Origin of the sequence: Rhodobacter sp. 24-YEA-8 (assembly GCF_900105075.1) — a bacterium.
Lineage (GTDB): Bacteria > Pseudomonadota > Alphaproteobacteria > Rhodobacterales > Rhodobacteraceae > Pseudogemmobacter.
In genome coordinates, this window is sequence record NZ_FNSK01000001.1 from 228807 (window position 1) to 253164 (window position 24358).

The following is a 24358-nucleotide window of genomic DNA, read 5'->3' on the forward strand; positions in this document are numbered from 1 at the left end:
CCGCGCAAAACTGGACAAAACCGGGCGCCTGTGACAGAGGAAAGCCTTTGCAGGCCCCCATCTGTCCTGCCCGAGGATCCGCCCATGTCGAAACCCGTGTCGAAACCTGTCGTCACCCGCTTTGCCCCGTCGCCCACCGGCTATATCCATGTCGGCAATCTGCGCACCGCGCTGATGAATTACCTGATCGCCCGCAAGGCCGGTGGTACCTTCATCCTGCGGCTCGACGATACCGACCAGGAGCGCTCGAAACAGGAATATATCGACGGGCTGAAACAGGATCTCGACTGGCTCGGCCTGCATTGGGACCGGATCGAGCGCCAGTCCGCGCGCTATGACCGCTATCACGAGGCCGCCGAGAAGCTGCGCGAAAACGGACGTTTCTACGAGGCGTTCGAAAGCCCGACCGAGCTGGACCTCAAGCGCAAGAAACAGCTGAATATGGGCCGCCCGCCGGTCTATGACCGCGCATCTTACGGGCTCACGGAAGAGCAGAAGGCCGCGTTCCGCGCCGAAGGCAAGGCCGGCTACTGGCGCTTCCTGCTGAACCAGAACCGCATCGAATGGCATGACGGGATCATCGGCGATATCTCGATCGACGCGGCCTCGGTCTCGGATCCGGTGCTGATCCGTGCCGATGGCCAGGTGCTTTATACCTTCGCCTCCTCGGTCGATGACGTGGAAATGGGCGTGACCCATATCGTGCGCGGCGCCGACCATGTGACCAATACCGCGACCCAGATCCAGATCATGGAAGCGATGGGCGGCACCCCGCCCGAATTTGCCCACCACTCGCTGCTTTCGGGCCCGAAAGGCGAAGAGCTGTCCAAGCGCCTCGGCGCACTTTCGCTGCGCGATCTGCGCGCGCAGGGCGTCGAGCCCATGGCGCTTTTGTCGCTGATGGCGCGGCTGGGGTCTTCGAAACCGGTCGAGCCGGTTTCCTCGATCGACGAGCTGGCCGAGGGTTTCGACATCGAAAGCTTCGGCGCGGCGCCGACGAAATTCGACCCGGCCGATCTTTTCCCGCTGACCCGGCATTACGTTCAGGCCTGGCCCTTTGATCAGGTGCGCGAGCGCATTCTGGCACTTGGCGTCCCGGAAGATCAGGCCGCGCAGTTCTGGACCGTGGCCAAAGACAATATCACCGTGCCGGCGGATCTCGAGGGCTGGTGGAAGCTCTTCTCGGAAGGGGCGGAGCCGGTCATTGACGAGGCCGACCGCGACTTCCTGCGCGAGGCTCTCGCGCTTTTGCCACCGCGGCCCTGGACAAAAGAGACCTGGGGGCAATGGACGGGCGCCGTGAAAACCGCCACCGGGCGCAAGGGCAAAGACCTGTTCATGCCGTTACGAAAAGCCCTGACGGGCCAGGCGCATGGGCCGGATATGTCGGATGTCCTGCCGCTTTTGCAAAAACTTCCGGTGCTCTGAGGCCGGGAAAGCGGGGGCACCTGCTGCCCCCGCGTCGCGGGCAAAGCCCGCGCCTCACCCGGGAGTATTTTCATCAGGACAGGGGCGCGGCCCTTAATCTTGGGGGTGAGGGATGGCTGAGGCGAAATTCGTTCAGGGAAATCTCTTCCGCCACATCGTGGTGATGTCGCTGACCTCTTCCATCGGGCTGATGGCGGTCTTTGTCGTCGATCTGATCAATATGGCCTATATTTCCTGGCTCGGCAGGTCCGAGCTGGCGGCGGCTGTTGGCTATGCCGGGGCGGTGTTGTTTTTCACCACCTCCTTCGGGATCGGGCTGTCGATTGCGGTTTCGGCTCTGGTGAGCCGGGCCATCGGGCAGCGGGATCTGCGGCTTGCGCGCGAGAAGGCGACGACCGGGATGCTGCTCGGGCTGCTGTTCGGGGTGCCGTTTGCGGGGCTGGTCTGGCTCTTGCTGTCGCCGATGGTGCGGCTTTTGGGCGCTGAGGGCGAGACCCATGATCTGGCGGTACATTATCTGCAGATCGTGACCCTCGGGCAGCCGATGCTGATGCTGGGGATGATCGGTTCGGCCGTTTTGCGCGCCCATGGCGATGCCCGGGCCGCGATGATGGCAACGGTCTGGGGCGCGGTGGTGACGGCGGCACTGGATCCGGTGCTGATCTTCGGCTTCGGCCTTGATCTGACCGGTGCGGCGCTGGCCGGGCTGGTGAGCCGCGCGGTGATCCTTTTCATGGCGGTGCGGCCGATTGTGACGCGCTATGGCGGGTTTGACCGGCCTTCGCTGCGGCAGGTCTGGCATGATATGGCGCCGGTCTGGGCGATTGGCATTCCCGCGATCCTGACCCAGGTGGCGACGCCGGTGGGGCAGGCATTCGTGACCCGCACGGCCTCGGGCTTTGGTGAGGCTGCGGTGGCGGGGATGGCGATTGCCGGGCGGCTGACGCCGGTCGCCTTCGGGGTGATTTTCGCACTGGCGGGCGCCATCGGGCCGATCATCGGCCAGAATATCGGCGCGGGGCGGATGGACCGTGTCAGGCAGGCCTTTCGCGATGCGGTGATCTTTACCGGGCTGGTGATCCTTGTGGTCTCGGGGCTTTTGTTCCTGCTGCGCGCGCCGATTGCCGATCTGTTCAATGCGCAGGGCCTCACGCGCGAGATCGTCTATCTGTTCTGCGGACCCCTGGCGCTGATGTGGTTCTTCAATGGGCTGATCTTTGCGGGGAATGCCGTCTGCAACAATCTTGGCCGGCCGTTCTGGTCGACCGTGGTGAATTGGGGGCGCCATACCCTGGGCACGATTCCCTTCGCGATCTGGTTCGGCCAGATCTGGGGTGCCCAGGGGGTGCTGATCGGGCAGGCGGTGGGCGGGGTCGCCTTTGGCCTTCTGGCGGTGGTCTTTGCGCGCCTCGCGATTGCGCATCCGAACCTGCCGACGGGGCGCGGTGCGCCGGCCCCGGTCGCGGTCAGCCAGCCCGAGGCGGAAGCCGCCGCGCCGGGCGAGCGGCGGGCCTGATCTGAGCCACAGTTTCACCGGCCCCTGCCGCATCACGCATGTCGTCTTGCGGGGGAATACCGTCGTATACGGATTTTCACTTGCCTGATGGGGGAGCCTCGGGTTAGTCAGAACGGGCAGGATCGGGAGAATCCGGGCAGCCCCTGACAGGGCGGGTCCGGTGCCGAAGGAGCAACCGCCCCGGTAAACTCTCAGGCGCAAGGGACCGTTTCTGCATTTGAAGACTCTGGAGAGTGGCGCGTGAGGCGCCCGCCGAAGGGATAACGATCTCAGGCGCCCCAATTGCGGGCAAGGACAGAGGGGGCACCGGGCGGCAGGGGAACTGCCGTGTGCGGTGCCGGATATTTTCGGCCGACAGACAGGGGAGAGGCGGTTTGACCGACCTTTTGCGCCTTCCGTTGCACGGGCTCCATCTGGAGCTTGGCGGGAAAATGGTGCCCTTCGCGGGCTATGAGATGCCGGTGCAGTATCCGGCCGGGGTGATGGCGGAACATCTGCATGTCAGGGCGGCAGCCGGGCTGTTCGATGTGAGCCATATGGGCCAGGTTGTCCTGCGCCCGAAAGGCTCGATGGAGAGCCTCGGGCTGGCGCTGGAGCGGCTTATGCCGGTCGATGTGCTGGGTGTTGCACCGGGCCGCCAGCGCTATGGCATTTTCACCAGCGAGACCGGCGGCATTCTTGATGATCTGATGTTTGCCAATCGCGGGACGGATTACCTTCTGGTGGTGAATGCGGCGCGCAAGGAACATGATTTCGCGCATCTCACCCGGCATCTCGCCGATGAGGCTGAGATCGACATCCAGACCGGGCGCGGCCTTCTGGCGCTGCAGGGGCCGGGTGCCGAGGCCGCGCTGGCGGTGCTGGTGCCGGAAGTGACGGCGATGCAGTTCATGGATGTGGTTTCGCTCGACACGGTGTTCGGTGATCTCTGGATCTCGCGCTCGGGCTATACGGGAGAGGACGGGTTCGAGATTTCTGTCCCCGGGGCTGCGGCGCTGGATCTGGCGCGGGCGCTGCTGTCGCTGGACGGCGTGGCGCCGATCGGCCTTGGCGCGCGCGACAGTCTGCGGCTTGAGGCAGGGCTTTGCCTTTACGGCCATGATATTGACGAGACCACCAGCCCGGTTGAGGCGGGCCTGACCTGGGCAATCCAGAAGGCACGTCGCACCGGTGGCGCGCGGGCGGGCGGCTTCCCGGGCGAGACGCGGATCCTTGCCGAGCTGGCGGATGGCCCTTCGCGCAAACGCGTGGGGCTGCGGCCCGAGGGCCGTGCGCCGATGCGCGAAGGCGTGGAACTCTTTGCGACGGATGGCACGCCGCTTGGCGCGATCACCTCGGGTGGTTTTGGCCCCTCGGTCCAGGCACCGGTTGCCATGGGCTATGTTGCGAGCGCCTTTGCGGCCCCCGGCACCGCCATCGAGGCGGAGCTGCGCGGCAAGAAGCTTCCGGTTGTGGTTGCGGCCACGCCTTTCCATCCAACCCATTACAAACGTTAAGTCCCAGGGGATCGAAAAGATGAAATTCACCAAGGAACATGAATGGCTGCGCGTCGAGGGTGACCTGATCGTGGTCGGGATCACCGAACATGCGGCCGAAGCGCTTGGCGATGTTGTATTCGTGGAACTGCCCGAAACGGGGGTCCAGGTGGCGGCCGGAGATGAGGTCTCGGTGATCGAGAGCGTCAAGGCGGCGTCGGATATTCTGGCGCCGGTCGAGGGCGAGATTGTCGCGGTGAATGAGGCCCTGTCGGATAATCCGGGGCTGGTGAACGAGGATCCGCTGGGTGGTGCCTGGTTCTTCAAGCTGAAGGTTGATGACCTTTCGGTGGTCGATCAGTTCATGGATGAGGATGAATATAAGGACTTCATCGGCTGAGGCCGGTGAGGGCTAGCTGAGCGCCGGGGGGCAGCCCCCCGGACCTGCCTGAACGCCGGGGGACCAGTCCCCCGGACCCCCTGGGATATTTAAGGACAGATGAAGTGGGGCGCGGTGCGTCGCCCGGCTGTCCGGAGGTGCGAGATGAGTTTCACTCCGACCGATTATAACCCCTATGACTTCGCCAATCGTCGCCATATCGGGCCATCTCCGGCCGAGATGGAGGAGATGCTGAAGTCGGTGGGCGCGGCCTCGCTGGACGCGCTGATCGCCGAGACGGTGCCGCAGTCGATCCGCCAGGAAAAGCCGCTGTCCTGGGCACCCCTGGCCGAACATGAGCTGCTGGCGAAGATGAAAGAGGTGGCGGGGAAGAACCGCGTCATGACCTCGCTGATCGGGCAGGGCTATTATGGCACGGTGACGCCGCCGGCGATTCAGCGCAATATCCTCGAGAACCCGGCCTGGTATACCGCCTATACGCCGTACCAGCCCGAGATCGCGCAGGGGCGGCTTGAAGCGCTCCTGAATTACCAGACCATGATCTGTGATCTGACGGGTCTTGATGTTGCCAATGCGTCGCTTCTGGATGAGGCCACGGCGGCGGCGGAAGCCATGGCGATGGCGGAGCGTTCGGCGAAATCCAAAGCCAAAGCGTTCTTTGTCGACCGTTTCTGTCATCCGCAGACGATTGCGGTGATCCGCACCCGGGCGGAGCCTCTGGGGATCGAGATCATCGAAGGCGATGTCGGCCTGCTGGAGCCGGAAAAGGTATTCGGCGCGATCTTCCAATATCCGGGATCTTACGGCCATGTGACGGATTTCACGGCGAAAATCGCGCATCTTCATGAGGCGAAGGCGCTGGCGATTGTCGCGACCGATCTCCTGGCGCTGTGCATGCTGAAAGAGCCGGGCGCGATGGGGGCGGATATTGCCATCGGCTCGTCGCAGCGCTTTGGCGTGCCGATGGGATATGGCGGCCCGCATGCGGCTTTCATGGCGTGTCGCGATGATCTGAAGCGCAATATGCCGGGGCGGATTGTCGGCGTATCGGTCGACAGCCACGGGACGCGGGCATATCGGCTGTCGCTGCAGACCCGTGAGCAGCATATCCGGCGCGAGAAGGCGACGTCGAATGTCTGCACGGCGCAGGCACTTCTGGCGGTGATGGCCTCGATGTATGCGGTGTTTCACGGGCCGAACGGGCTCAGGGCGATTGCCGAACGGGTGCATTTCCTGACCCAGCGGCTGGCGCGCGCGCTGATGGCCGCGGGGGCCAGGGTCTCGCCGAAGGCCTTTTTCGACACGATCACGGTTGAGGTCGGCGTGGGTCAGGCCGGCATTCTTGCTGCGGCACGGGCCGAAGGGCTGAATTTCCGCAGGATCGGCAATGACCGGATCGGGATCAGCCTTGATGAGACCACCTCGGAAGAGGTGCTGAGCCGGGTGTTGCGGGCCTTCGGGATCGAGGGTGTACCGCCGCATCGCGGAGGCCTCGGGTTCCCAGAGACGATGCTGCGGCAAAGCGCCTATCTCACCCATCCGGTGTTCCAGATGAACCGGGCCGAGAGCGAGATGATGCGCTATATGCGCCGGCTTTCCGACCGCGATCTGGCGCTTGACCGGGCGATGATCCCGCTCGGATCCTGCACGATGAAGCTCAATGCCGCCGCCGAGATGATGCCGATCACCTGGCCGGAATTTGGCTCGCTGCACCCGTTTGTGCCGCGCGATCAGGCGGCGGGATATGGCGAGGCGATTGCGGATCTGACCGCGAAGCTTTGCGAGATCACCGGCTATGATGCGTTTTCCATGCAGCCGAATTCCGGCGCCCAGGGGGAATATGCCGGGCTTCTGACCATCCTCGCCTATCACAAGGCGCGTGGTGATCATGACCGCCGGATCTGCCTGATCCCGATTTCGGCGCATGGCACCAACCCGGCCTCGGCGCAGATGGCCGGGATGGAGGTTGTGGTGGTGAAATCCTCGCCGAACGGGGATGTCGATCTGGATGATTTCCGCGACAAGGCGGCAAAGGCCGGTGACCGGCTGGCAGCCTGCATGATCACCTATCCGTCCACGCATGGCGTGTTCGAGGAGACCGTGCGCGAGGTCTGCAAGATCACCCATGACCATGGCGGCCAGGTCTATATCGACGGCGCCAATATGAATGCGATGGTGGGCCTCGTGAAGCCGGGCGAGATCGGCGGCGATGTGAGCCACCTGAACCTTCATAAGACATTTGCCATTCCGCATGGCGGCGGCGGTCCGGGAATGGGGCCGATCGGCGTCCGCGCGCATCTCGCGCCGCATCTGCCGGGCGATCCGCAAGGCGTAAGTGAGGACGAGGCGGGCCCGGTCTCGGCGGCGCCTTATGGCTCGGCGAGCATTCTGCTGATCTCCTGGGCCTATTGCCTGATGATGGGCGGGGCGGGGCTGACCCAGGCGACGCGGGTGGCGATCCTGAACGCCAACTATATCGCGGCGCGGCTGAAAGGGGCGTATGAGGTTCTGTACATGGGGAACCGGGGCCGTGTGGCGCATGAATGTATTCTCGATACACGCCCCTTTGCCGATCATGGCGTGACGGTGGATGACATCGCCAAGCGGCTGATCGATAACGGCTTCCACGCGCCGACCATGTCCTGGCCGGTTTCCGGCACGCTGATGGTGGAGCCGACAGAATCCGAGACCAAGGCCGAGATCGACCGGTTCATCACCGCGCTGCTGGCGATCCGCGAGGAGATCCGGGCGGTAGAGGCGGGCGAGATTTCGGCCGAGGAAAGCCCGCTCCGGTTCGCACCCCATACGGTGCAGGATCTGGTGGCGGACTGGGACCGGAAATATTCGCGCGAACAGGGATGTTTCCCGCCGGCCGCATTCCGGGTCGATAAATACTGGCCGCCGGTCGGTCGGATCGACAACGTTTATGGCGACCGGAACCTAGTCTGCACCTGCCCGCCGCTGGAGAGCTATCTCGACGCGGCGGAGTGATGTGACCCGGGCACGGGGGGCTGTCTGCCCCCCGGGAAGCGGCTTTGGCCGCTTCCTCCCCCCGAGGATATTTTCAGACAGATGAAAGACCGGGTGGGGGTTTTGACATTGGTGTTATGGCGGGGTAGCGCTGCATCATCATGAGTGACAAACCAGCCTCGTTTCGCGGTGGCCTTCTGGCCGCTTTGCCCATCGTGATGGGTTACTTCCCGATTGCGTTTTCTTTTGGCGTCGCGGCCACCCGAGGCGGGCTGAGCCAGGCCGAGGCGGTGATGCTGTCGCTGGTGGTCTATGCCGGGGCCTCGCAATTCCTTGCGCTGACATTGTTTGCCAGTGGCGCGCCGGTGCTGGTGGCGGCCTTTACCCTGATCGCGATGAATGTGCGTCATGTGCTTTACGGGCCGGCGCTGATGAAGGAGGCGGGGGCGGAGGGGTCGCGCCGCTTTGCCTGGGCCTGGGCCTGGGGGCTGACCGATGAGGTTTTTGGTCAGGCGCTGGGGGCGCTGGCGCGGGGCCAGCGGTTCTCCGAGGCCTATATGTTCGGGCTGGGGCTTGCGGCCTATGCGTCCTGGGTGCTGGGAACGGCGGTCGGCGCATTCGCCGGCGGTGGCGCGCTGGATGGCTGGCCGGCGGTGAGTGCGGGCCTTGATTTCATGCTTTCGGCATTGTTCCTGGCGCTTTTGCTGTCGATCCTGTCGCGGCTTGCGATGCCGGCGATCGTGGTTGCGGTGATCGCGACATGCCTTGGCACCGTGTTCTGGTCGGCGACGGCGGGGATCCTTGCAGGGATGATCTGCGGCGCGCTGGCCGGAATGGCCGGCGGGCTGGTCAGGAGGCGCGGATGAACCCGGATCTGGTGCTGATGGCGGTGCTTTCGGGGCTGGCGAACTGGGCCTTCCGGGCGCTGCCGGTCCTGTTGATGCGGGGCGAGGCGAAGCCGGGCGGGCTGATGGCGGGGTTTCTGGCTTCGACCGGGCCGGCGGCGATTGCGACGCTGTTCGTGGCCTCGGTCCTGCCGCGCCTCTGGCCGCAGCAGACGGATCTCGTGCCACTGGCGGTTGGCGTGGTGGTCACGGTGCTGGCCTTCCTGCCGAAACGCTCGGTCGTGGTGGCGACGCTCGCGGGGTCACTGGCTTACGGCATCGCTTTTGCGCTGATGCATCCGGCGCTTGCACCCTGAAGGGGAAAGCGGGATCATGGCGGCAGGAGGTGTCCCATGATCGAAATCTCTCCCAGCAAAGTGGTGCAGGTGATTTTCCTGTCGCGCGAGGGGCCGGCAGGCCAGGCGCAGCTATACGCCTTTATCGACGGGCTGAATGACGAGGAGAAGGCGCATCTGACCGCCATTGCCTGGGTCGGTCGCGGGGCGTTCGAGATCGAGGATTATGCCGAGGCGCTGCGCACCGCCTATACCGAAGCCACCACCCCCACCGCGGATTACCTGATGGGGATGCCGCATCTTCCGGAAAATCTCGAAGCCGGGCTGGAGGCGCTTGGCGTCGATGTTACGGGCGAGGAAGAGGATCTGCTGTAAGGCTGGTCCCTTACCCCGCCAGCGCGGGGTAGAGGCTGCGATAGCGCGAATAAGCCTCATCAAAGGCCGCGATGAGGCCCGCGTCCGGCGCGATGCTGGCTTTGGTGGCGGGGGCGGTGCAGATGCTTTCCGGGCTTGCGCCGGTGGCCGCCATCAGGCCGAGCCGCGCCGCGCCGAAGGCTGCGCCGAAATCGCCGCCGACCGGCAGATCGACCGGGATGCCGAGCGTGGTCGCAATCACCTTCAGCCAGTAGCCGGAGTTTGAACCGCCACCGACTGCGGTGACGCGCCCGATCCGGGCCCCGGCCTGGCGCAGTGCGTTCAGATTGTCTTTCAGCGCGAAGGCGACGCCTTCCATCACCGCGCGGGTCAGCGCCTTGCGGTCGGATTCGTGGCCGAGGCCGGTAAAGGCGCCGCGGATCTTTGCGTCATTATGCGGCGTGCGCTCGCCCGAGAGATAGGGAAGGAAGCTGGCCGAACCCGGCGCGACCAGATCGTCGCCGAGTTCGCGCGCGAGATCGGCGGCGGCACTGCCGGTGATGCCGGCATACCAGTTCAGCGCATCGGTGGCAGACAGGATCACGCCCATCTGATGCCAGCGGTCCGGCAGCGCATGGCAAAAGGCGTGAACTGCGCTTTCGGGCAGCGGGCGGAAAGCGTCATTGGCGGCAAAGATCACACCTGAAGTGCCGAGCGAGACAAAGGCCTGGCCTTCGCGAATGGTGCCCATGCCGATGGCCGAGGCGGCATTGTCCCCCGCACCGCCGGCGACGATCACCGGGCCGGTGAGGCCCCAGTCTGCCAGAAGGTCCGCGCGCAGCTGGCCACCTGGGGCCGAGCCTTCGACCAGACGCGGCATCTGTGCACGCGAGAGGCCGGTCGCGGCCAGGAGGTCATCTGACCAGTCGCGCGCCGCGCAATCAAGCCAGCTGGTGCCGGCGGCATCCGACATCTCGGAAATATGCTCGCCCGTCAGCCAGAGGCGCAGCGCGTCTTTCGGCAAAAGCACCATGGCGGTCTGGTCAAAGAGGGCGGGCTCGTGCTTTGCCACCCAGGCCAGTTTCGGGGCGGTAAAGCCCGGGAAGACGATATTGCCGGTCACCTGGCGAAAGCGCGGATCGGCATCCATCGCGGCGGCCTCAAGGCTCGCGCGGGTGTCATTCCACAGGATCGAGGGGCGCAGCGCGCGGTCGCTGCGGTCAAACAGCGTGGCGCCATGCATATGGCCAGACAGGCCGATGCCGCGAACAGCGGCGAATTCAACGGGATGGGCAGCACGCAAGGCCGCCACGGCCTCTTTGCAGGCGCCGGTCCAGTCTTCGGGATCCTGTTCGGACCAGCCGGGATGGGGGCGTGACACCGGGGTCGCGGCGCTGGCCGAGCCGATGATCCTTTGTTCCGGATCCATCAGCAATGCGCGGATGCCAGAGGTGCCGAGATCGAGACCGAGATACATATTCACCTCATGGAATTGCCCCGGCCGGCGCGAACCGGCCGGGGTCGTAATGCCTCAGAACGGGCTGTCGGGGTAGTAATAGGTGGCCGCATTGTCCGGCGTGACCAGAACCGAGCCGATGATGAAATCGCCCGAGACCGGCGCCGGCGAGACGAGGCCGACCGCAGTGATTTCGATCGCGGTGGCGATCATCGACGGCGGGTAGGTCACATTGGCAGGGATCATCGCATCGCCGTCCATGGTGCGTTTGATCATCTCTTTCATACCGGCGCCGCCGAGCACGAATTTGATGTCTTTGCGGCCGGCGGCTTCGATCGCTGCCAGTGCGCCAAGCGCCATATCGTCATCAGAGGCCCAGACCGCGTCGATCTCCGGATATTTCGACAGGAAATCCTGCATCACGGTAAAGCTCTTGTCGCGGTTCCAGTCGCCATGTTCGGCGGCGAGAACTTCGATCCCCGACCCTTCAATGGCGCCCTGGAAGCCTTCGAGGCGCTCATTGTCGATGGTGGTCGGGATGCCGCGCAGCACCACAATCTTGCCGCCATCGGGCATGTTGGATTTCATGAATTCGCCCGCGACGCGGCCAAAGCCGGGGTTGTCGCCCGCGACATAGAGGTCTTCGATGCCGTCAACCGCCAGACCACGGTCGACCACGGTGACCCAGGCGCCCGAGGCTTTCACATTCTGCACCGGGCCGGTCAGCGGCTCGGATTCAAAAGGCAGCACGACGAGTGCGCTGATCTTGCGGGTGGCCAGCATGTCTTCGATGTCATTGACCTGCTTGGCCGGGTCCGAGGCGGTTGCCAGCACGAAATCCAGCTCGGGATAGGTGGCTTCCAGCCGCTCTACCGTGGTTTTGGCGAAATAGTTCATGCCGCCCGCCCAGCCATGGGTCGCCGCCGGGATCGACACGCCGATCACTTTGGTGTCCTGAGCCAGGGCAGGCCCGCCAAGCGCAACCGCAAGCGCCAATGCCGATACGAAATGTTTCATAGTTTCTCCTCCCTTGAGTAATTCGGGGCCAGGGGTCACTGGCCCGCTTTGCTTCCGCGCTGCAAAACGACAGCGAGAACGATGATCGCGCCCTGGATTGCTCCGTTCAGATAGGGCGAGACGTAATCCGTCAGGTTCAGCAGGTTGCCGATCAGCACGAGGATCAGCACCCCCACAACCGTGCCCCAGACGCGGCCGAAACCGCCCTTGAGGGCCGTGCCACCGATGATGACGGCGGCAATCGCCTCCAGCTCCCACAGGAGGCCGGTGGCGGACGAGGCCGAGCCAAGGCGCGGCACATACATGATGACGGCCAGCCCGACGAGGGCACCAAGCATCACATAGGTCAGAAGCCGCACGCGGCCGACGCGGACGGATGAATATTTCGCCACCTGATCATTCGATCCGATGGCGGCGCAATGGCGGCCAAAGGCGGTGGAGCGCATCAGCAATTCGCCGAGGATCACCACCACGGCAAAGACGATGATCGGCCAGGTGACGCCGAAAATGCCGCCGTAATAGACCGGCTGGTAGAAGGTGCGCAGGCCGAAATCGAGGCTCAGCGTGCCGCCATCTGCAAGCCAGGTGACAAGGCTGCGATAGATCCCCATCGAGCCGAGCGTGACGATGAAGGCCTCGATCCCCAACCGCGTGATCAGAAGACCGTTGATCAGCCCCGCGATGATCCCGGCGCCAAGCGCGACCAGCATCCCCACAAGAACAATCGGCACGCCCACGCCCATCGAGGGCAGCATCTTGTTCATCACAAGGATCATCAGCCCGGCGATAAACGCCGCCATCGAGCCGACCGAGAGGTCGAGCCCGCCTGCCGTGATCACGAAGGTCATCCCCACCGCGATGATGCCGATAAAGGCCGACCGCGCCAGAACATTGGTGATATTGTCGAGGCCGAGGAAATTCGGGTTCATCATCGCGCCCATGATCACGAGGATCACCAGCGCGAGGATCGGGCCGATCACGCTCATCTGCACCCGGCGCGCCGGAGCTGCCGCAACACTCATTCCTGTAACTCCTTTGCGAGAGGGGCGGCCTGGCCGACCCCCATGGCGAGGCGCACGATGGCGTCCTCAGTGATGGTATCGCCGGTCACCTCGCCCCGGATCCGGCCCTGGCGCATCACCAGAACGCGGTCGGCAAGGCCGATGACTTCCTGCATTTCAGACGAAATCACCACGATGGCGCGGCCCTCGCGGGCAAGGCGACGGATGAATTCGTACATCTGTTGTTTGGTGCCGATGTCGATGCCGCGGGTCGGTTCGTCGATCACGATGATCTGCGGGTCCGAGAGCATGGTTTTCGCAAAGAGGAGCTTTTGCTGATTGCCGCCGGAAAGATGGCCGACATTGATCCCGCGCGCGCCACGGATGTCGAAATCGCGGATTGCCTGATCAAGGGCCGCCTCTTCAGCGCGTTGATCCAGAAGCCCATGCGAGAACCGGTGCAGGGCCTGGAGGGTGAGGTTCTCACGCATCCCCTTTTGCAACAGCAGCCCGCGCGTCTTGCGGTCTTCGGTCAGGTAGCACAGGCCAAGCTCCAGCGCTTCCCAGTTGTGGCGGATGGTGACCGCGCGACCTTTGACTTTGACCGCGCCGGTGGCAGGGCGCAGCCCCGCAAGGCCCTCGAATGTCTCGGTCCGCCCCGAACCGATCAGCCCGGCAACGCCGAGGATCTCGCCCGCGCGCAGGCTGAAGCTGATATCTTCGGCAAAGCCCGGCACCGTCAGGCCCGCGACCTCAAGCACGATCTCGCCGGGGGTGCCGTCTTTGGCCGGGTAAAGCTGCGACATCTCGCGCCCGACCATCGCTTCGGCCATGCCATGTTCGTCCATCGCATCGGCGGGGCCGGAATAGACCACTGCGCCATCGCGCATGATGGTCAGGTCGTCTGCGATCTCTTTCACCTCGTCGAGCTTATGCGAGGTGAAGAGAATGGCCGTGCCGGCGGCCCTGAGCGCCCGGACCTGATCCATCAGGATCCTGGTTTCCGCCTTTGTCAGCACCGCGGTCGGCTCGTCCATGATCAGGACGCGGGTCTCGCGTGACAGGGCTTTCGCGATCTCGACCATCTGCTTGTCGGAGTTCGACAGGCTCGAGATCGGGCGGTCCGTCGCGACCCGGCATTGCAGCCGGTCCAGAAGCGTCCGGGCCTCGGCGCGCATCGCGGCTTTGTTGAGGAAAAGGCCGCGCTTCAGCTCGCGGCCAAGGAAGATGTTTTCCTCGACGGTCAGCTGTTCGGCGAGGTTGAACTCCTGATGGATCATCGAGATCCCCGCCGCCTCGGCCTCACCCATGGTGGCGAAGGCGACCGCGCGACCATCCAGCTGCACTTCGCCTGACGATGGCGGCTGGTAGCCCGCCAGGATCTTCATCGTGGTGGATTTCCCCGCGCCATTCTCGCCGATCAGCGCATGGACGCGGCCCGGGGCGAGCGCGATCGAGATGCCATGCAGCACCTCGATCGGGCCGAAACTGCGGCTGACGCCGTTCAGGGCGAGAACGGGTGTGGTCACAGCGCCACCCATGCCGCATCTGCCCGGGACGAGCGGATCGCGGCGTCGATAAAGCGCATCCCGTCCATCCCGGCCGCAATCCCCGGCAGAAGGCCGGTATCCGGGATCTGGCCGCTGTCTGCCGCGCGAATGGCGCGGGCGGCCTCGGTATAGAGATTGGCGAACCCTTCGAGATAGCCCTCGGGATGGCCACCCGGGGTGCGGCTGACGGCATTCGCCGCCGCATTCGCCCCGGCGCCGCGCCGGGTCACGAGGCGTTTCGCCTCACCAAAGGGGGTGTGCCAGAGGTAATTCGGGTCCTCCTGGCTCCATTCCAGCCCGCCTTTTTCGCCAAAGACGCGCAGCCGCAGCCCGTTTTCGCAGCCCGGCGCCACCTGGCTGCACCAGAGCACGCCACGCGCGCCGCCCTGCATCCTGAGAAGGATATTCGCGTTGTCATCGACCCGGCGCCCGGGGACAAAGCTTTGCAGATCGGCGGCGAGGCTTTCGACCGCCAGCCCGGTCACGAAACAGGCGAGGTTATGGGCATGGGTGCCGATATCGCCGATCGCGCCGCCTGCGCCAGAGCGTGCGGGGTCGGTGCGCCAGTCTGCCTGCTTGTTGCTGTCATCTGCGGCTTCGGTCAGCCAGTCCTGGGCATATTCAACCTGAACGACGCGGATCTTGCCCAGCTCGCCCGAGGCCACCATATCCCGCGCCTGGCGGATCATCGGATAGCCGGTATAATTATGGGTCAGGATGAAGAGCGCTTTTGACGCTTTGACCGCAGCCTCAAGGTCGCGCGCCTGGTCCATCGTGGCGGTCAGCGGCTTGTCGCAGATCACATGGATGCCGCGCTTCAGAAAGGCCATCGCAGGGCCGGCATGCATATGGTTCGGCGTCACGATGGACACGGCGCGGATGCCATCCTCGCGCGCGGCCTCGCGTTCGGCCATTTCTTCATAACTGCCATAGGACCGATCCGCCGCCAGCCCGAGGGCCAGCCCGCTTTCCAGCGCCCGCTCCGGCGTCGAAGACAGCGCGCCGGCGACAAGGTCATATTCGCCATCGATGCGGGCCGCGATCCGGTGGACGCCGCCGATAAAGGCATCCTTGCCGCCGCCGACCATCCCCAGTCTGATCTTTGTCATGCTGTCAGAACCCCCTCAAAGCCCGAGCATACGGCGGTTAGCGGCCTCATCAGTGCCACCATCCGCGAAATCGTCAAACGCTTTATCGGTGACGCGGATGATATGGTGTTTCACGAATTCGGCCCCTTCGCGCGCGCCGTCTTCGGGATGCTTGATCGCACATTCCCATTCCACGACGGCCCAGCCGTCGAAATCATTCGCCGCCATTTTCGAGAACACCGCGCCGAAATCGACCTGGCCATCGCCCAGACTGCGGAACCGCCCGGCCCGGTTCACCCATGACTGGAAGCCGCCATAGACCCCCTGGCGGCCGGTCGGGTTGAACTCGGCATCCTTGACATGGAACATCCGGATACGGTCGCGATAAATGTCGATATTGTCCAGATAATCCAGGCATTGCAGCACATAATGCGAGGGATCGTAGAGCATGCAGGCCCGGGGATGGTTGCCGGTGCGTTCCAGAAACATCTCATAGGTGATGCCGTCATGCAGGTCTTCGCCGGGATGGATCTCGTAGCAGATGTCGACACCGCAGTCGTCGGCATGGTCGAGGATCGGCTTCCAGCGGCGGGCGAGTTCATCAAAGGCGGTTTCCACCAGGCCCGCCGGTCGCTGCGGCCAGGGGTAGACATAGGGCCAGGCCAGTGCGCCGGAAAATGACGCCTGGGCCGTCAGCCCCATATGTTTGCTGGCGGTCAGCGCGTTTTTCACCTGGGTCACGGCCCATTCCTGGCGTGCCTTCGGATTGCCGCGCACTTGCGGCGCGGCAAAGCCGTCGAAGCCCTCGTCATAGGCCGGATGCACCGCGACCAGCTGGCCCTGGAGATGGGTCGAAAGCTCGGTCACCACGACGCCATTCGCCTCGGCCACGCCCTTGAATTCGTCGCAGTAATCCTTGCTGGATGCGGCGCGGTCGAGGTCGATCAGCCGCCCGTCCCAGCTGGGCACCTGGACGCCTTTATAGCCGATATCGGCGGCCCATTTCGTGATGCTGTCCCAGGAATTGAACGGCGCCGCATCGCTTGCGAATTGCGCGAGAAACAGTCCCGGCCCTTTGATCGTCTTCATGGTCTTTCCTCCCCAGGGCTGGTGCTCAGACGTAGCGGTTAACCAGATTTTCCAGAATTTCCTGCCGCCCCGAAACCGGCTGCGGATCGAGCCCCGAGGCCTCTGCCGCATCGGCAATCGAGGCGAGGGTGGCAGTTTTGCCCAGCATCGCCTGGGCGTCAGCGCTCTGCCAGCCTTTGTACCTTACCGTACGGGCGGCTTCGAGCCGGCCCTCTTCCAGCATCTTCGCCGCCGCTTTCAGGCCGCGCGCGCAGACATCCATCGCGCCGACATGGGCTGCGACCAGGTCTTCTGCATCCAGCGACTGGCGGCGGACTTTCGCGTCGAAATTGGTGCCGCCCGTGGTGAAGCCGCCCGCTTTCAGCACTTCATAATAGGCCAGTGCGGTTTCGGGCACATTGTTCGGGAACTGATCGGTATCCCAGCCGGACTGGTAATCGTTGCGGTTCATGTCGATGGAGCCGAGGATCCCCAAAGTCGCCGCCATCGCCAGCTCATGTTCGAACGAATGACCGGCAAGGATCGCGTGACCCTGTTCGATGTTCAGTTTTACTTCGTTTTCAAGGCCGTAGCGCTTGAGGAAGCCGTAGCAGGTGGCGACGTCATAGTCGTATTGGTGCTTGGTCGGCTCCTGCGGTTTCGGCTCCAGCAGGATGGTGCCTTTGAAGCCGATCTTGTGCTTATGCTCGACAACGAGGTTCAGGAAGCGACCCATATGGTCAAGTTCCTGGCCGAGATCGGTGTTCAGAAGCGTCTCATAGCCTTCGCGCCCGCCCCAGAGGACGTAGTTTTCACCGCCCAGACGATGGGTCACTTCCATCGCGCCGCGTACGACGGATGCCGAATAGGCGAAGACATCCGGGTCGGGGTTCGAAGCCGCGCCCGACATATACCGGCGATTGGTAAAGAGGTTCGCAGTGCCCCAGAGGAGTTTCGGCCCGCCTGCCTCCATCTTCGCCTGGAAGTAATCGGCGATTTCTTCAAGCCGGGCGCGGCTTTCGCGCAGAGTTGCACCTTCGGGGCGGACATCATGGTCGTGGAAACAGTAATAGGGCACGCCGAGGATGCGGAAGAGGTCGAAGGCCTCATCTGCCCGCTGCTTTGCCAGCGCCATCGTATCGGCGGGGAACCAGGGGCGGTCAAAGGTGCGGCCGCCAAAGGGGTCGCCGCCTTCCCAGGCAAAGGAATGCCAGTAGGCGACGGCGAACCGAAGGTGATCCTCCATCCGCTTGCCCAGCACGATTTCATCGGGGTTGTAGTGATGATAGGCGAGACCCCCGGATTCATGGGCAGCTTCGGGGGCGAATTTCACCGGGGCGATGGAGTCGAAATAACCGCTCAACGGGGGTCTCCTGTGGGCAAAAGGGCAGGCTGAAGTTCGGTCGGGGGCGAGGGCAATGCCGCCGGCAGGTTGTCTTTCAGAAAGATGGTCGGCGTGATGTCGCGCGTCGGGTCAGGAAGCTCGCGCCCATCCGAGAGCGCCTTCATCACATCGACCGACAGCGCGACCTCCTGCGCCGGTTTCTGGTCGATCACCGCATCGACAAGGCCGGCTTCAAGACCGCCGCGCGTTGTGGGCGTCAGGTCATGCATGATGGTGAAGGGGCGCGCATCGGGCCTGTGCGCGAGGATCTCGATCAGCCCTCGATTGCCGGCGCCGATGGAATAGATGCCGGTGATGCGGGGTTCCTGTTCCAGCGCCTCTGAAACGCGCAGGCGCATCAGGTCGGGGCGGTCATCCACCACAACAGGGGCCATAAGCTGCGGCCCGCCTTCAAGCACAAGGCGCGCGCCCTCAAGCCGGTCACGGTGGTCGCGCGCGCTCAGCGCACCGATCACCGGCAGGATCAGCCCGGGCGCAGAGGCCGGACGCGCAATATGGGCCATCCGGATAAGGCGCCCGGCGGTGCGTCCGGCCATCTGGTTGTCGATGCCGACATAGGCTGCGCGCAGATCTGGCGCAGCGTCGCCCACCAGCGTCACCACCGGAATGCGCGCTTCGCGCAGCGCGCCGATGGCCTCGGCGATCCTCGGCGTTTCGGTGGCTACAACCGCCACGGCATCGCAATCGCGCGGCAGTTGTTCCAGCGCGCGTGCCAGCGCGTCGGAATCAAGCGTCGGCACTTCGGTCAGGGTGAAGCGGACGCGGTCGGTGCGTCGGGCAGAGGCTTCGGCGTCAACCGCCTGGCGCAGGGCACGAAAGAAGCTGTGATCGCCGCCCGGCAGCAGGAAACGGAAATGATAGATGCGCCCGCGCGACAGATTCGCGGCATGGAGATCGCGCTCATATCCGAGCGTTTCGATGGCGTGCAGGACCCGGCGCGTGGATTTTTCGGCGACATTTCCGCGCTCATTGAGAACCCGGTCCGCAGTCGCGTAGCTCACGCCCGCAGCCCGCGCCACATCCTGCAGCGTCGGCTTGCGCATTTGATTCTCCTCCCGCCCGCAGAAGAGATGAGGAAATGACATACGTCAATCATTTTTTGATATACGTCTGTCATTCTGCCATGCTTCCGGGATCCGTTACCCCGCTGACAGAATTTTGTGACATGTCCGAAATGAAAGGGTCGCTGTCTGAAACAAGAGGGGTGGGGCCAGTGAAAATCCTGACACTGAGGTGAAGTTTCGGCGCGGGGATATGATGCGGTATTCAGGCTTCAAAGTGATCAAAGAGGCCCTGACGGGCCATAAAGGCTGGACGCCCGCCTGGCGCGACCCAGAGCCAAAGAAACACTATGATATCATTATCATAGGTGGCGGTGGCCATGGGCTTGCGACCGCCTATTACCTGGCGAAGATCTTCGGCAAGGCCAATGTCGCCGTGCTGGAAAAGGGCTGGATCGGGGGCGGCAATGTGGGCCGCAACACGACGATCATCCGCTCGAACTATCTGCTTGATGGCAATGAGCCGTTCTATGAGTTTTCCATGAAGCTCTGGGAAAATCTCGAGCAGGATTTCAACTATAACGCCATGGTCAGCCAGCGCGGCGTGCTGAATCTCTGCCATACCGATGCGCAGCGCGATGCCTTCCGCCGTCGCGGCAATGGCATGCGCCTGAACGGGGTCGATGCCGAACTGCTTGACCAGGAAGGTGTACGCAAGATCGCGCCCTTCCTGAACTTCGACAATGCGCGCTTCCCGATCAAAGGCGGCCTGTTGCAGCCACGTGGTGGCACCGTGCGCCATGATGCGGTCGCCTGGGGCTATGCGCGCGGCGCCGATCAGCGCGGCGTCGACATTATCCAGAATTGCGAAGTCACCGGGTTTAAGATCGAGAACGGCAAGGTGCTGGGCGTCGAGACCACCCGCGGGTTCATCGGCGCGAACAAGATCGGCTGTGCGGTGGCGGGCTCGTCGGGCAAGGTCATGGCGCAGGCCGGGATCGAGCGTCTGCCGATCGAGAGCCATGTGCTGCAGGCCTTCGTCTCGGAAGGGCTGAAGCCGGTGCTGCCGGGCGTGATCACCTATGGCGCGGGCCATTTCTATGTCAGCCAGTCCGACAAGGGTGGCCTCGTCTTCGGCGGCGATATCGACGGCTATAATACCTATGCGCAGCGCGGCAATCTTCCGGTCGTGGAAGATGTCTGTGAGGGCGGGATGTCGATCATGCCGATGATCGGGCGGGCGCGCCTGCTGCGGATCTGGGGCGGTGTCATGGATATGTCGATGGACGGCTCGCCCATCATCGACAAGACCGATATCGACGGGCTCTATTTCAACGGCGGCTGGTGCTATGGCGGCTTTAAGGCAACGCCGGCCAGCGGCTGGTGCTTTGCGCATCTGCTCGCCAATGACCAACCGCATTCCGTGGCGACCGCCTATCGGTTCGACCGGTTCCGCAAGGGGCTGATGATCGACGAAAAGGGCATGGGCGCCCAACCGAACCTGCATTGAGGACCTGAGCGATGATTATCAATCACCCCCTGCTGGGGCCGCGAGATTCGCAGGAATTCGTCTATCTTGGCGATGCGAACCTGATCGACCGGCCAGACTGGGCCGCCGAGGGCGCCGTAGATACCTTTCACGATTATCTCTATCAGCGCAAAAACCCGGCGGGGCTTCACCAGGAGCTGTGGTTCCACGAACAGGGCGACCGGTCCTGGCTTGTGGTGACCCGTAACACGCTGACCCATGAAATCACCAAAGTCGAGCTGGCCCGAGATGTGGCCCGCGCCCGGGGAAGGTCGAAATGAGCCAGAAGAACCGTCTGTCCGGTGGCCAGCTGAACCGCTCGAAACCGCTGAACTTCACCTTCGATGGGGCCACCTATCAGGGTTATGAAGGCGATACGCTCGCCTCGGCTTTGCTCGCGAATGGCGTGCGGCTGATGGGCCGGTCGTTCAAATATCACCGCCCGCGCGGCCCGATCTCTTCGGGTTCGGAAGAGCCGAACGCGATTGTCGAACTGCGCCAGGGCGCGCGGCAGGAGCCGAACACCCGCGCGACCATTGCGGAACTGTTCGAAGGCCTCAGCGCGAAAAGCCAGAACCATGTCGGATCGCTGAAATTCGACTTCCTCGCGATCAATGACCGGCTGTCGTCCTTCTTCGCGGCGGGGTTCTACTACAAGACCTTCATGTGGCCGAAAGCGTTCTGGGAGAAGCTTTACGAGCCGATGATCCGCCGCGCGGCGGGGCTTGGCAGCCTCTCGATGCAGGACGACCCGGATGCCTATGACAAGGGCTTCCTGCATTGCGATCTGCTGGTGATCGGGGCAGGGCCTTCGGGTCTGGCGGCGGCGCTGACGGCGGCGCGGTCTGGTGCGCGGGTGATCCTCGCAGATGAGGATTTCACCCCGGGCGGGCGGCTGAATGCCGAGACCTTTACGCTTGGCGATGCCTCGGGTGCCGACTGGGCGAAATCTGCGATTGCAGAGCTTTCGAGCCTGCCGAATGTCCGCATCCTGACGCGAACGGTTGTGATCGGCTCTTTTGATCACGGTATCTATGGTGCGCTGGAGCGGGTGTCGGACCACATCGCGACCCCGGCCTCAGGCAAGCCGCGTCAGATCCTGTGGCGGATCTATTCACAGCGCGCCGTGCTGGCCGCAGGCGCGACCGAACGCCCGATTGCGTTCAAAAACAACGACCGTCCCGGCGTGATGCTGGCCGGTGCCATGCGCGCCTATGCCAATCGCTGGGCTGCGACGCCGGGCCAGACGGTCGCGGTCTTCACCAATAATGACGATGGCTTGCGCACGGCGTCGGATCTGCTCGCTAAGGGCGTCAAGGTTGCCGCCGTGATCGACAGCCGCGCCGATGGCCCCGCCTTCCAGGGGGCTGAACATCTGCGTGGCGCGGTGGTGACCGATGCGCATGGCCGCCTTGGCCTGTCCTCGATCAGGGTGAAACTTGCGAATGGCGAGACCCGCCAGATTTCCACAGAGGCGCTTGGCGTCTCGGGTGGCTGGAACCCGAATGTGCATCTGACCTGTCATCAGCGCGGCCTCCCGGTCTGGAATGCGGACCTTGCCGCTTTCGTCCCCGGCACCCTGCCGGTGGGCATGGTAGTGGCGGGCGCAGCGAATGGCCGGCTTTCAACCGCCGGCGCGCTGGCCTCGGGTGCTGAGGCTGCAGCCGGGGCGCTGGAAGGCCTTGGTCTGACGGTGAAATCCGCCGATCTGCCCCAGGCCGAGGATGCGCCGGTGCGCGTCACGCCGCTCTGGTATGTGCCGCATAAGGGCCGCGCCTGGCTTGATCAGCAGAACGACGTCACCGTCAAAGACGTCAAACTTGCGCATCAGGAAGGCTTCCGCTCGGTCGAGCATCTGAAGCGCTATACCACGATGGGTATGGCGACGGATCAGGGCAAGACCTCGAACATTTCGGGCCTTGCCGTGATGGCGGAAATGACCGGAAAGTCGATCCCGGAAACCGGCACCACCATCTATCGCCCGCCCTATACGCCGGTGCCGATTGCGGCCTTCGCGGGCCGGTCTGCCGGTGCGGATTTCCGCCCCAAACGCCTGACGCCCTCGCATAAATGGGCGGCGGAACAGGGTGCGGTCTTTGTCGAGGTCGGCATGTGGCTGCGCGCGCAGTGGTTCCCGAAAGCGGGCGAGACCACCTGGCGGCAATCCGTGGACCGCGAAGTGCTGGCGACCCGTGGTTCGGTCGGCATCTGTGACGTGACCACGCTGGGCAAGATCGACGTTCAGGGGCCGGATGCGGCAGAGTTCCTCAACCGCATCTATTGCAACCCCTTTGCCAAACTCGGTATCGGCAAGGTCCGTTATGGTCTGATGCTGCGCGAAGACGGTATCGCGATGGATGACGGCACCACGGCGCGTCTGGCCGAGGATCACTTCGTCACCACCACCACCACTGCGAATGCGGTCGGCGTCTACCGCCATATGGAATTCGCGCGGCAGTGCCTCTGGCCTGATCTTGATGTGCAGATCATCTCGACCACCGAGGCCTGGGCGCAGTTTTCGGTCGCCGGACCCAATGCCCGGAAGCTCCTGCAAAAAATCGTCGATCCGGAATTCGACATCTCGAACGAGGCCTTCCCCTATATGGGCTGCGGCGAGATCACGGTTTGTGGCGGCCTCAGGGCGCGGCTGTTCCGGATCTCCTTCTCGGGAGAACTGGCCTATGAAATCGCGGTGCCAACCCGTTACGGCGACGGGCTTGTCCGCGCCATGATGGAGGCCGGGCGCGAGTTCAATGCCCTTGTCTATGGCACCGAGGCGCTCGGCGTCATGCGGATCGAGAAAGGCCATGCGGCGGGGAATGAGCTGAACGGCACCACCTCGGCGCTGAACCTCGGCATGGCCGGCATGGTCAACAAGAAGAAGGACTCGATCGGCTCGACCTTGTCGGAACGTGAGGGGATGAACCGCGAGGGCGCCTATAATCTTGTGGGCTTCCAGCCGGTTGATGCGACGAAACCCCTGCTTGGTGGGATGCATTTCATCAACCAGGGCGCGCCGGCCGATGCGAAAAACGACCAGGGCTATATGACCTCGGTCGCGTTTTCGCCCTCGCTCGGGCATTCCATCGGCCTTGGCTATCTGAAAGACGGTGCGGCCCGCAAAGGCGATACGCTGCGCGCCGTGAACCCGCTGGCGGGAGAGGAGACGCTGGTCAAAGTCGTTTCCGCCCATTTTGTCGACCCGGAAGGAGAACGTCTCCGTGGCTGATCATCGTCTCAAACCGATCACCCAGCTGGGGGGTGACGCGCCCCGCAAGGACAGCTTCCCCGGCCTGACCATTACCGAGCGGACCGAAACCGCGCTGGCGTCGCTTTCGGCGCGGCAGGGAAAACTGGCAGCGTTCCATGCGGCAGCCAGTGCTTTCTTCGGCTTCGATCTGCCCGCACCGGCGCGCAGTGCCACGGGCGGCGTCTTTACCGCGATCTGGACCGGGCCGGAACAATGGTTCATCGAGGCGCCTTTCGCCACGCATGAAGACATCGCGCCGATCCTGAAAAAGGGCTTCGGAGATACGGCTTCCATCACTGAACAGACCGATGGCTGGGGTGGGTTCGATCTGGAGGGCGAGGGCGTTCTTGCCGTTTTCGAACTTCTTTCGAACCTCGATCTGGGGAAACTGCCCTCTGGCGGTGCCAGCCGTACAGTTATCGAACATCTGGGCTGTATCCTGGTCTGTCGTGCCGCGGGGAAAAGCTACACGGTCTATGGCGGGCGTTCCTCGGCGGCCTCGCTGCATCATGCGCTGATGACGGCTGCTAAATCGGCGCTCTGATGCGCGGCGCAGCACAAGGTTGAAACTGTGGCGAGGGGGCACTGTCCCCTCGCCGCCCGGAATATCCAGAGACAGAAACCAGCGTGGTTTCTCCGATATTGTTGTCAGTCTCCTGAATATCCCCGCC

Annotated in this window: 20 protein-coding genes and 1 riboswitch; of the genes, 12 read left to right on the forward strand and 8 right to left on the reverse strand. The window is 63.8% G+C overall.

Annotated elements, in window-relative coordinates; translation table 11 throughout:
• Positions 1 to 84 precede the first annotated feature (84 nt).
• From gltX to BLW25_RS01225, 8 genes are all read left to right on the forward strand, one after another.
• Positions 85 to 1428 (forward strand): glutamate--tRNA ligase, encoded by a 1344-nt coding sequence (gene gltX, locus BLW25_RS01190; RefSeq protein ID WP_092895610.1) that lies wholly within the window; start codon positions 85 to 87, stop codon positions 1426 to 1428.
• Positions 1429 to 1540: 112 nt separating this feature from the next.
• Complete coding sequence (locus BLW25_RS01195; protein WP_092895612.1) at positions 1541 to 2944, forward strand: MATE family efflux transporter; 1404 nt, start codon at positions 1541 to 1543, stop codon at positions 2942 to 2944.
• Positions 2945 to 3057: 113 nt separating this feature from the next.
• A riboswitch (glycine riboswitch) is annotated at positions 3058 to 3162 on the forward strand.
• 156 nt (positions 3163 to 3318) lie between these two features.
• Positions 3319 to 4440 (forward strand): glycine cleavage system aminomethyltransferase GcvT, encoded by a 1122-nt coding sequence (gene gcvT / locus BLW25_RS01200; RefSeq protein WP_092895614.1) that lies wholly within the window; start codon positions 3319 to 3321, stop codon positions 4438 to 4440.
• A 19-nt stretch (positions 4441 to 4459) separates the two neighbouring features.
• Positions 4460 to 4819, forward strand: coding sequence for a glycine cleavage system protein GcvH (gene gcvH, locus BLW25_RS01205; RefSeq protein WP_092895616.1), 360 nt, complete (start codon positions 4460 to 4462; stop codon positions 4817 to 4819).
• Positions 4820 to 4963: 144 nt separating this feature from the next.
• A complete protein-coding gene (gcvP, locus tag BLW25_RS01210; RefSeq protein ID WP_092895618.1) occupies positions 4964 to 7810 on the forward strand; it encodes an aminomethyl-transferring glycine dehydrogenase in 2847 nt (948 codons plus the stop codon).
• Positions 7811 to 7950: 140 nt separating this feature from the next.
• Entirely contained in the window at positions 7951 to 8655 is a 705-nt protein-coding gene (locus BLW25_RS01215) for an AzlC family ABC transporter permease (RefSeq protein ID WP_092895620.1), read from the forward strand.
• On the forward strand, positions 8652 to 8990 hold the full coding sequence (locus BLW25_RS01220; RefSeq protein WP_171909447.1) for an AzlD domain-containing protein: 339 nt from the start codon (positions 8652 to 8654) through the stop codon (positions 8988 to 8990). The genes BLW25_RS01215 and BLW25_RS01220 overlap by 4 nt, the downstream gene beginning before the upstream one ends.
• Positions 8991 to 9026: 36 nt before the next feature.
• A complete protein-coding gene (locus BLW25_RS01225) occupies positions 9027 to 9344 on the forward strand; it encodes a DUF3775 domain-containing protein (protein ID WP_092895624.1) in 318 nt (105 codons plus the stop codon).
• Positions 9345 to 9354: 10 nt separating this feature from the next.
• Here the strand turns inward: BLW25_RS01225 and xylB are convergent, their stop codons facing one another.
• Genes xylB through BLW25_RS01265 form a run of 8 tightly spaced genes read right to left on the reverse strand, consistent with a single transcriptional unit; the run spans position 9355 to position 18951 of the window.
• Positions 9355 to 10800 (reverse strand): xylulokinase, encoded by a 1446-nt coding sequence (gene xylB, locus BLW25_RS01230; RefSeq protein ID WP_092895626.1) that lies wholly within the window; start codon positions 10798 to 10800, stop codon positions 9355 to 9357.
• Between the two features lie 54 nt (positions 10801 to 10854).
• Positions 10855 to 11796 (reverse strand): ABC transporter substrate-binding protein, encoded by a 942-nt coding sequence (locus BLW25_RS01235; RefSeq protein WP_092895628.1) that lies wholly within the window; start codon positions 11794 to 11796, stop codon positions 10855 to 10857.
• A 35-nt stretch (positions 11797 to 11831) separates the two neighbouring features.
• Entirely contained in the window at positions 11832 to 12818 is a 987-nt protein-coding gene (locus BLW25_RS01240) for an ABC transporter permease (protein ID WP_092895630.1), read from the reverse strand.
• The gene (locus BLW25_RS01245; protein ID WP_171909448.1) at positions 12815 to 14326 is read right to left on the reverse strand and encodes a sugar ABC transporter ATP-binding protein; all 1512 of its coding nucleotides are present in this window, start codon (positions 14324 to 14326) and stop codon (positions 12815 to 12817) included. The genes BLW25_RS01240 and BLW25_RS01245 overlap by 4 nt, the downstream gene beginning before the upstream one ends.
• Positions 14323 to 15456 carry a Gfo/Idh/MocA family protein gene (locus tag BLW25_RS01250; protein WP_216279308.1) on the reverse strand — a complete coding sequence of 378 codons (1134 nt, stop codon included), beginning with the start codon at positions 15454 to 15456 and terminating at the stop codon, positions 14323 to 14325. Before BLW25_RS01250 ends, BLW25_RS01245 begins: the two co-directional genes overlap by 4 nt.
• Before the next feature lie 15 nt (positions 15457 to 15471).
• Positions 15472 to 16524: a sugar phosphate isomerase/epimerase family protein gene (locus BLW25_RS01255; RefSeq protein ID WP_092895634.1), complete on the reverse strand. Its 1053-nt coding sequence runs from the start codon at positions 16522 to 16524 to the stop codon at positions 15472 to 15474.
• A gap of 25 nt (positions 16525 to 16549) precedes the next feature.
• On the reverse strand, positions 16550 to 17866 hold the full coding sequence (xylA, locus tag BLW25_RS01260) for a xylose isomerase (RefSeq protein ID WP_092895636.1): 1317 nt from the start codon (positions 17864 to 17866) through the stop codon (positions 16550 to 16552).
• The gene (locus tag BLW25_RS01265) at positions 17863 to 18951 is read right to left on the reverse strand and encodes a LacI family DNA-binding transcriptional regulator (protein ID WP_092895638.1); all 1089 of its coding nucleotides are present in this window, start codon (positions 18949 to 18951) and stop codon (positions 17863 to 17865) included. Before BLW25_RS01265 ends, xylA begins: the two co-directional genes overlap by 4 nt.
• A gap of 214 nt (positions 18952 to 19165) precedes the next feature.
• Between BLW25_RS01265 and BLW25_RS01270 the strand changes: the two genes are divergently transcribed.
• From BLW25_RS01270 to BLW25_RS01285, 4 genes are read left to right on the forward strand one after another with little or no spacing between them, the layout of a single operon-like run.
• Positions 19166 to 20419 carry a sarcosine oxidase subunit beta family protein gene (locus BLW25_RS01270; protein ID WP_092901272.1) on the forward strand — a complete coding sequence of 418 codons (1254 nt, stop codon included), beginning with the start codon at positions 19166 to 19168 and terminating at the stop codon, positions 20417 to 20419.
• Positions 20420 to 20430: 11 nt separating this feature from the next.
• Positions 20431 to 20718 carry a sarcosine oxidase subunit delta gene (locus BLW25_RS01275; protein ID WP_092895640.1) on the forward strand — a complete coding sequence of 96 codons (288 nt, stop codon included), beginning with the start codon at positions 20431 to 20433 and terminating at the stop codon, positions 20716 to 20718.
• Entirely contained in the window at positions 20715 to 23666 is a 2952-nt protein-coding gene (locus BLW25_RS01280; protein WP_092895642.1) for a sarcosine oxidase subunit alpha family protein, read from the forward strand. Before BLW25_RS01275 ends, BLW25_RS01280 begins: the two co-directional genes overlap by 4 nt.
• On the forward strand, positions 23659 to 24231 hold the full coding sequence (locus BLW25_RS01285) for a sarcosine oxidase subunit gamma (RefSeq protein ID WP_092895644.1): 573 nt from the start codon (positions 23659 to 23661) through the stop codon (positions 24229 to 24231). The genes BLW25_RS01280 and BLW25_RS01285 overlap by 8 nt, the downstream gene beginning before the upstream one ends.
• Positions 24232 to 24358: the final 127 nt, after the last annotated feature.